Raw genomic sequence first — 7,004 nt, 5'->3', positions numbered from 1 at the left:
TGCGCCGTCCCCTTCCCGGCAGTTGTCCGTCGCCCCCCGCACGTTGAGTTACCCCTCCCGGTGCTCGCAGCAGGCGTGCGGGGCCTTCGCACGCCCTGGCGCGGGTCAGCGGATTCGCCTTCGCGGCAGTGCTGGTGCGGGAGTTGCGCGGCCGGGAGCGACGGTCTGTAGCACGATCGCCGGCAGGGCGCGCTGGCCGACGGTGGTGAGGACGAGCTTTTGGCCCTCGTCGAGGCTGGTGCTGGTGTCGCGGGTCACGAGCTTCTTGCGCTCCAGCGCTTCGACCGTGGCGGTGATCGTCGGTACGGGAACGCTCGTGACGAGGAACGGCGGCAGGCCCCCACACTGGCGGATGCGGACGGCTCCCTGGGAGATGAGCCGGAACGCGGCCCGCTGTGGGTCCGTCAGCCGCGGCAGCAGCACGTCCCCCGGGGCGGGGACCGTACGGTCGGTGGCGAGCGTGGCGGTGATGAGCGCGGCGGCGTCGAGGCAGATGACCGGCGCCGTGCGCAGGAGGTTGGTGGCGGCGCTGATGTGCCGGCGAAGGGCGACGTGGTGGACCGAGGTGCGGGTTGTCCGCCGTGGCCGCGGCGCGGTGGGCGGTATGCGGTACAGCGCGCTCGCCGCAGGAATGGCTGCCAGGAGGTGACCGCCCGCGTCGTTGCCCCAGCGCGCCGCGCCGGTCAGGTGCTCGATGGCGCTGCGCCCGCAGGTGGTTGCCGCGACGGAGGTGTCGCCGATGGCCAGGGTGAGGGTGATCGCCTTGTTGGTGAGGCTCTGGGTGGTGCGGATGCGGGCGATGAGCGGCATCAGGACGGTGTCGTCGTCGAGCAGACTGGTGCGCTGGGTGAGGTGGTGGACGTCGGCGAAGTCCTCAGCCAGTGAACGGAGTTGCCGGATCAGGTCCTCGGGGCGGGTGTCGGGCAAGGTCGGGGGATCTTTCTGGTGGCGGCGCGGAAGGCGGTTGGCGGCCCTGGAGGTAGGAGCGGTCTGTCTATGTGACGGTGCCGGTGTCGGCCATGACGGAGTTCACCGCTGCGCAGCGGCCCATGACTGGTTCCGGGTCGGCGGGCTCGAAGGTGTGCAGGGCTTCTCCGGGGTTGTGGTTCAGGGGGCTTCCCACAGGAAGCGGGCTGTGTGGTCGTTGCCGTGGCCCGCGCGGGGGCGGGCAAGGGTGTGCCATCCGGCCCGGGGTGGGCGGCTGGCGATCAAGTGCCAGCCCGCGCCGCGCAAGGACGCGCCGCTCTCGCCCTGCTGCGTGTACGTGATCAGGCGCCGGTATCCGAGGGCCTTCGTCGCCCGCCAGGACGCCCCGTACAACAGGGAGTTGGCGTTGCGGGTGCCGTCGCTGGCGGTTCGGGTGACTTCGAGGGTTGCGCCGTCGTCGAGGTGGCGGGCCACGGGCCGGCCGACGATGGCGACGGCGTGCAGCGTGCCCGTCTCGTCGGCGGCGCCGACGGCGAAGATCTGCCCCGCGGGCGGCGGATGGTGACGGTGCCAGGCGCGCACGAAGTCCTTCGCCTCCCGGGAGCGGACCGGCACCAAGTGCAGAAGGGAATCGCTCACGCTGCCTTCCCGAAGCCGGACGGGGTCGGGGCGTGTTTGGCGACTGCCCGTGCGGTGATGGCCTTAGACGCGCGGGCGGAGGCGGCGGTCAGTTGCTCGGCGTCGGGTTCCTGGTACCAGGGGCGCAGGTCGAGCATGGCGACGCGCATGCCGGTGGCGAAGCACAGGGCGGTGCCCTTGGGCAGAGCGCGGATCGCGTCGGCTGGCAGAATCCGCTCCTGCCTCATGCTGACGGAGGTGGACTTGCCGGATTCGGAGTGCGAGGTCGAGGTGGTCTGCACGTCGTGGTCGCCGATCAGGCGCGACAGCTTGTCGGCGAAGTCGGGGTCGTCGATGCCGGAGCCGATGACCTTGATGGTGGAGGCGGACCACATGGCGTCCATACCGGCGTCGCCCCACACCTTCTGGCCCTGGCGGTAGGACTGCAGGATCGTGACCGGGATGATCCCCCGGGAGCCCAAGTGGGAGTAGAGGTCGGGGAGATCGCTGATCTTGCACACGTTGGCGGCCTCGTCGAGGATCGCGAGCAGCGGCGGGTCGAGGCGCCCGCCGGCACGTTCGGCCTGCGCGGTCGCGGCCCGCATCACCGCGTCCGCGCACGCCGCGATCAGCGCGCTCGCGCCCCCGCCGCCGTCCTTCGACAGCAGATACAGCGTGTCGGTGGAGGTGACGAAGTCGGCCGGCCGGAACTCGGGGACGTTCTTCTGCGGGGTGACCCAGGCCGCGATCTCGCTGTTCAGCAGGGCCGCGGCGTACTGGCGGGCGGTCTCGTAGATCCCGTCCCGTGTCTCCGGGGGACCCTCGACGGTGCCCTTCAACTGTGCCGCCACCGCGCGCAGGCCGTGGTCGCGGAGGATGTCGAGCGGGGTACGGTCGGCGGGAAACGCCAGCCACTGCATCACGTCCGTGATAGGCCGCTCGTCCAGGGCCGCGGCGAGGAATAGCTGGCTGAGGATGTTGGAGCCTGCCTTCGACCAGAAGTCCCCCTGCTGGGAGGCGTCCACCGAGGCAGCGAGGAAGTGCCCGGCCAGCCGGTTCGCCCCGTCCAGCGTGGTCGCGCCGGCGAGGGGGTTCCACCACATGGCCCGCTCCGCGTGGGCGATCTGCTGCGGGTCCATCGACCACGTCCGGCCCACCCGCGTACGGGCGTCGAGCGTGGCCGTGTAGGCGTCGCCGCCGGCCTTGTTGGACGTCAGCAGAACCGGACCCGGAGCGGCGAGGATGGAGGGGATCGCCAGCGAGGTGGTCTTCCCGGAGCGCGGTGCCATGATCGCGACCGCGACGTCCTCGTACCCCATCCGTACTTCGTGACGGGTGCCCTGAAGGTTGCCGAGGAGAATGCCGGCGTCGGCCGCGTCGATCTGCTTGGCGTCCTTGAGACTCGGTCGCAGCGAGCGGACCTTGGCGGCGGTCGCCTTCGCCATCAGGGGCTGGATGTCCCGGGCCTTGGCCATACCGGTGATCTTCTTCCGCCCGCCGCCACTGTTCCTGTGCCGGGACCACAGGACCCCGGCCAGGACGCCGAGGACGAGCAGGACCACGACCGGGACGATCCGGGTGGCGATCAGCAGGGTCGTATCAGCGGTCTGGGGCCAGAGTTGGGCGGGACGGAGCAGGGCGGTGGTGGGCTGGTACGGCGCCCAGTTGCCGCCGGTGAGGAGGGTGGTGAGGTTGCCGCCCAGCCAGGCCAGGTTGGACAGGGGCACCGCTATGGCGAGCACGGCGAGAAGGAGCCGGAAGGCCATGTCGTAGCCGTCGGTGTTCGAACTGGTCGAGCGCAAGGGCAGTTCCAGGTACGGGTGGACGTGAAGGGAAGCGCGGGTGCGCCGGGTCAGCGGGTGCGGCGCGGCGGGGGGACGTGCGGCGCCGGTGCGGCAGCGGGCGGTGCGGTGTGCCGCGCGGCGAGTGCGCTGACGCGTCGCTCCAGGGCGGAGGCGAGATCGGCTGCCGGGGCGCGGTGGGTGCTGACGCTCATGCGGTCGCGGGCGAAGCCGGGGATCCTGCTCGGGTCGCGGGCGACGGGGGTCTGCTCGGCCAGGGACCGTGTGAAGGCCGTGATCAGATGCGTTGGGGTACTGCCGGTGAAGTGGGCCCTCCAGATCGTCGGGTTCTCGATCACCGCTGTTTCGACCGTCCACAGGTCGTTGCCGGTGGTGCCGAGGTGCTCCACACACGCGACACCGTCGGGTGAGGCCAGCCCGTAGAGGTGGCGCGGGGTGTCCCACTTGGCTTGCCGCAGTGGGGCGTACGGGTCCGCTCCGGTGCCGGCGGTCCCCGGTGGATCGGTGAGGGCGTCGGTGAACGCGGCGATGATCTCGACCGGCGTACGGGCGCCGAAAGTGGCAGCCCATCCGGGCTGGTCCGCGTTGCGGGCGTGTCGGATGGTCCACCACGGATCGTCCGGGTCGGGGTCGATGCGCAGCTGGGTGAGCTGGTCGGGGCTGGTGAGGATGACGCGGGGCATCAGCGGGTCGTGCCCGTAACTCCAGCCGCAGGCGCGGTGAAGCGGGACGGTGACCCAGCCGGGGTCACCGCCGCCGGCCAGGTAGCGCGGAGCGATCAGCGCCTGCTCAACGGTTTCGGACACGCCCCTCACCGCAGTGCCGGAGGCGATTTGGGGGCGGCTTCCGGGGGTGGTGGTGCCTGGGCTGGGGCCTGCGGGGAGTACTGCGGCTGCATGTGTGCCTGGGTGTTGATGTCGATGAGGGCCTGGCCGTGGATGCCCCACTGGTCGAGGTAGTGCCAGGCGTCCGCGCGGTTTTCGGCGAGCGGCTCGTTGTACGCCCTGGTGCTGGGCACGGCATCCGTGGGCAAGTTGGCGCGCAGGTCGAGCCATTGGCGGTGCAGCGTGTACAGCTTCTGCGTGCTGGTGCGCAGTTCACCCAGCCGCCACGCGTAGTCGCTTGTGGCGGAGGCGGGCAGGCGGGCCAGTTGATGTTCGGCGATGTCCACCAGGACGTCGGCGTGGAAGTAGACGCGGCCGAAGGCGTTCAGGGTGTCGGTGTCACGCTGCCGCTGACGGGCACCGTACGCGGCCTCGTCGAACGGCTCGAACGTCTCCGAGTCGCAGTGTTCGTCGGCGTAGGCGTCCCACGCGTCCAGGATCTGTCTGCTTTCCCGCAGATACGTTGCCAGTTGCCGCAGGTAGAGCTGGTGGGCCTCGTTCGAGGGCAGGTTCGATGGCGGCGGGGTGGAAGTGGTCAAAGACGGCTCACAGAGGGATCGAGGGCGGCGGAGGCCGGGTCGGGTGGACAACCGGCTCTCCGGTAGGACAGGACCCGCCCTGTCGGGGCGAGTTCACCGGTTGGGCGGCTGGTGGGTCAGCGGCTGCGGGCCAGCACCGTGGGAGTCGTGGAAGGGGCCGGTGGCTTCTGCGCTGAGAGTGCGGTCCGGCGGGTCTTGCGGGCTGCGGTCCGTACGGTCTTCAGCCGTGCCTCGTGGGCAGCGGCGAGTTGCTCGCCGAGTGGCCCGCGTTCCTGGGTGACGAGGTGGAAGTGGGGGACGTCGTAGTAGCGGCGCTGGACCGGCTCGTCGAGGGCCAGAGCACGGGTGAACGCGGCGATGAGATGGGGCGGCATGCGCTCGTCGAGGTAGGCGTGCCAGATCCGCTCATGTCCGCCGCCGCCGATGGGCAGGGTGGCTTCCACGGTCCAGAAGACCTGCTCACCCGGCTCGACGGCCCGGCGGCGCACACTCAGGATGTCGTCGGGATGGGCGGCGGTTTCGTTACCGCGCTCGTCGCGTTCGTAGGTCCAGCCCGCCGCGGTGAGCGGGACCCAGATCTCCGGCGCCGTCTTGGGTACCGGCTGGAGGAGGGCGTCGGTGAGGCCGGCGAGGATCTCCACAGGGATGTTGCCGCCGAACTGCGTGTACCAGCCGTCTTGATCACCATGGGCCTGGATCCGCCACCACGCTGTGTACGAGCTGGTTTCGGGTTCCAGGGCCACAGTGTGCCGGTGGCCGGGGCTGGTGAGGATGACGTGGGGGTATTCGGGGTCGGAGTGGTTCTTCCAGCCGGCGGCCCGCAGTGCCTGGGTGATGTGCCGGGGATCGCCGCCACCGGCGAGGTAGCGGGGGCTGGTCTCGAACCAGAGGGTGTGCTCCGGGCCGTCGGTCCGGGTGGAGATGTACGGGTGGCTCAATGTGAGGTCAACGTGCCGGAGGCTTGCGGGAACGTGCTGTTCAGGCGCTGTATGTCCCAGTGCAGCGCGTGCCATTCGGTGATCTCCCGGGCGGCTTCACGCAGCCCGAGGATGATCTGGCGAACGTCGTCGTCCATGGGGTGGTTGGCGGCGCGTTGGGTGACGACGCGGGCGGCGTCGCGCAGGATGTCGCCGAGCAGGATGGGCACGCCGGTGTTCTCGTCGAGGAGCGGAGTGAGGAGCGGCAGCGTGTCGGGGACGGGCGGCTCGGCGCGCAGGTAGTGCTTGAGCTGGTCCAGCGTGTTCGTGGCCTGGGAGATCTGGTGCGCGCTTGGGGGAGCGGGGTGAGGCATCAACGTCCTTGGTACGTGGGGGAGATGGGGTTGGTCAGCGTCGCGTGTGCGAGCCGCTGACAGTCTGGCGCGGCCTGGCGGGCGTGGTGCCGGGGCGACGGCCGGTGGTGGTGTTGCGGGCCCAGGTGGCGGCGCCGGCGGCGGTGAGGCGGGTCTGCTGCCAGGCGCTGAGCTGGGAGGGCAGCACGGACACCGACCGGGTGCGGATGTGCCGGCTGGGCGGTATGTGGCCGCGGGGTCGCATGACCGGATCGGGGTGGGCGAGCGCGGTGTTGAACGCGGTGATGAGATGCATCGGGGTGGTGGGGGTGAAGGTGGCGTGCCAGGCGGTGCCGTACTCGGTGGTGGCGCGGGCCCACCACATCGCCTGGCCCGGGCCGCTCTGGTGGAACTGCAGGAAGGTGGTGCCGTCGGGGCTCGACATCCCGACGGGCGGGACGCGTTGACCGCTCCACCCCTGCCGGTGCAGGGGCTGCCACACGTTGGGGGCGTGCGCGGTGTAGGGCTGGGCGAGGGCGTCGGTGAACCCGGCGACGATCTCCACGGGAACCTGCGGGCCGAACGTCGCATACCACGCGTCCTGGCCGGGCGTGCGTTTGCCGGAGATGGTCCAGCCGCCGGGCTGGACGAAGGGGTCGTAGCCGACGCGGACGGTGCGGTCGGGGCTGTCGAACACCAGCGGGCCGCCGGTCTTGGACCTGTCCTTCCAGCCCGACGCGCGCAGGTATTCGGTGACGTGCCGCAGGTCGCCTCCGCCCGCGAGGTGGCGGGGGGCCACGAGGTAGTGCTGCTCAGGGCGCTCGTCCGGCCCCCAGCCCGCCCACTGCTGCCTGTTCTTCCCCGTCCTGGTCCTCTTCGTCACCGGTGCCGCCCGCCGCCCGTGGCGGACACCGCAGGTCTCGGCACCGTCACGGTCGCGGCCGGCGGCACCGGTGACGAAGAG

Annotated in this window: 8 protein-coding genes; all 8 read right to left on the bottom strand. The window is 71.0% G+C overall.

The window, feature by feature from the left end; genetic code table 11:
* Window positions 1-105 precede the first annotated feature (105 nt).
* The gene (locus BHU15_RS27115; protein WP_069629584.1) at window positions 106-927 is read right to left on the bottom strand and encodes a hypothetical protein; all 822 of its coding nucleotides are present in this window, start codon (window positions 925-927) and stop codon (window positions 106-108) included.
* Window positions 928-1,107: 180 nt separating this feature from the next.
* Window positions 1,108-1,566 (bottom strand): XF1762 family protein, encoded by a 459-nt coding sequence (locus tag BHU15_RS27110; RefSeq protein ID WP_107422937.1) that lies wholly within the window; start codon window positions 1,564-1,566, stop codon window positions 1,108-1,110.
* A complete protein-coding gene (locus BHU15_RS27105; RefSeq protein ID WP_069629587.1) occupies window positions 1,563-3,353 on the bottom strand; it encodes a type IV secretory system conjugative DNA transfer family protein in 1,791 nt (596 codons plus the stop codon). The genes BHU15_RS27110 and BHU15_RS27105 overlap by 4 nt, the downstream gene beginning before the upstream one ends.
* 44 nt (window positions 3,354-3,397) lie before the next feature.
* The gene (locus BHU15_RS27100) at window positions 3,398-4,153 is read right to left on the bottom strand and encodes an SPDY domain-containing protein (RefSeq protein WP_368483222.1); all 756 of its coding nucleotides are present in this window, start codon (window positions 4,151-4,153) and stop codon (window positions 3,398-3,400) included.
* A gap of 5 nt (window positions 4,154-4,158) precedes the next feature.
* A complete protein-coding gene (locus BHU15_RS27095) occupies window positions 4,159-4,770 on the bottom strand; it encodes a hypothetical protein (protein WP_079128408.1) in 612 nt (203 codons plus the stop codon).
* A 116-nt stretch (window positions 4,771-4,886) separates the two neighbouring features.
* Window positions 4,887-5,708: an SPDY domain-containing protein gene (locus BHU15_RS27090; protein WP_069629582.1), complete on the bottom strand. Its 822-nt coding sequence runs from the start codon at window positions 5,706-5,708 to the stop codon at window positions 4,887-4,889.
* A complete protein-coding gene (locus tag BHU15_RS27085; protein ID WP_069629581.1) occupies window positions 5,705-6,061 on the bottom strand; it encodes a hypothetical protein in 357 nt (118 codons plus the stop codon). The genes BHU15_RS27090 and BHU15_RS27085 overlap by 4 nt, the downstream gene beginning before the upstream one ends.
* A gap of 34 nt (window positions 6,062-6,095) precedes the next feature.
* On the bottom strand, window positions 6,096-6,923 hold the full coding sequence (locus BHU15_RS27080) for an SPDY domain-containing protein (RefSeq protein ID WP_069629585.1): 828 nt from the start codon (window positions 6,921-6,923) through the stop codon (window positions 6,096-6,098).
* Window positions 6,924-7,004 lie beyond the last annotated feature (81 nt).

The organism is Streptomyces niveus (assembly GCF_001723055.1).
In the GTDB taxonomy this organism is placed as follows: Bacteria; Actinomycetota; Actinomycetes; order Streptomycetales; family Streptomycetaceae; genus Streptomyces; species Streptomyces niveus.
This window is presented reverse-complemented; position numbering and strand designations above follow the sequence as displayed.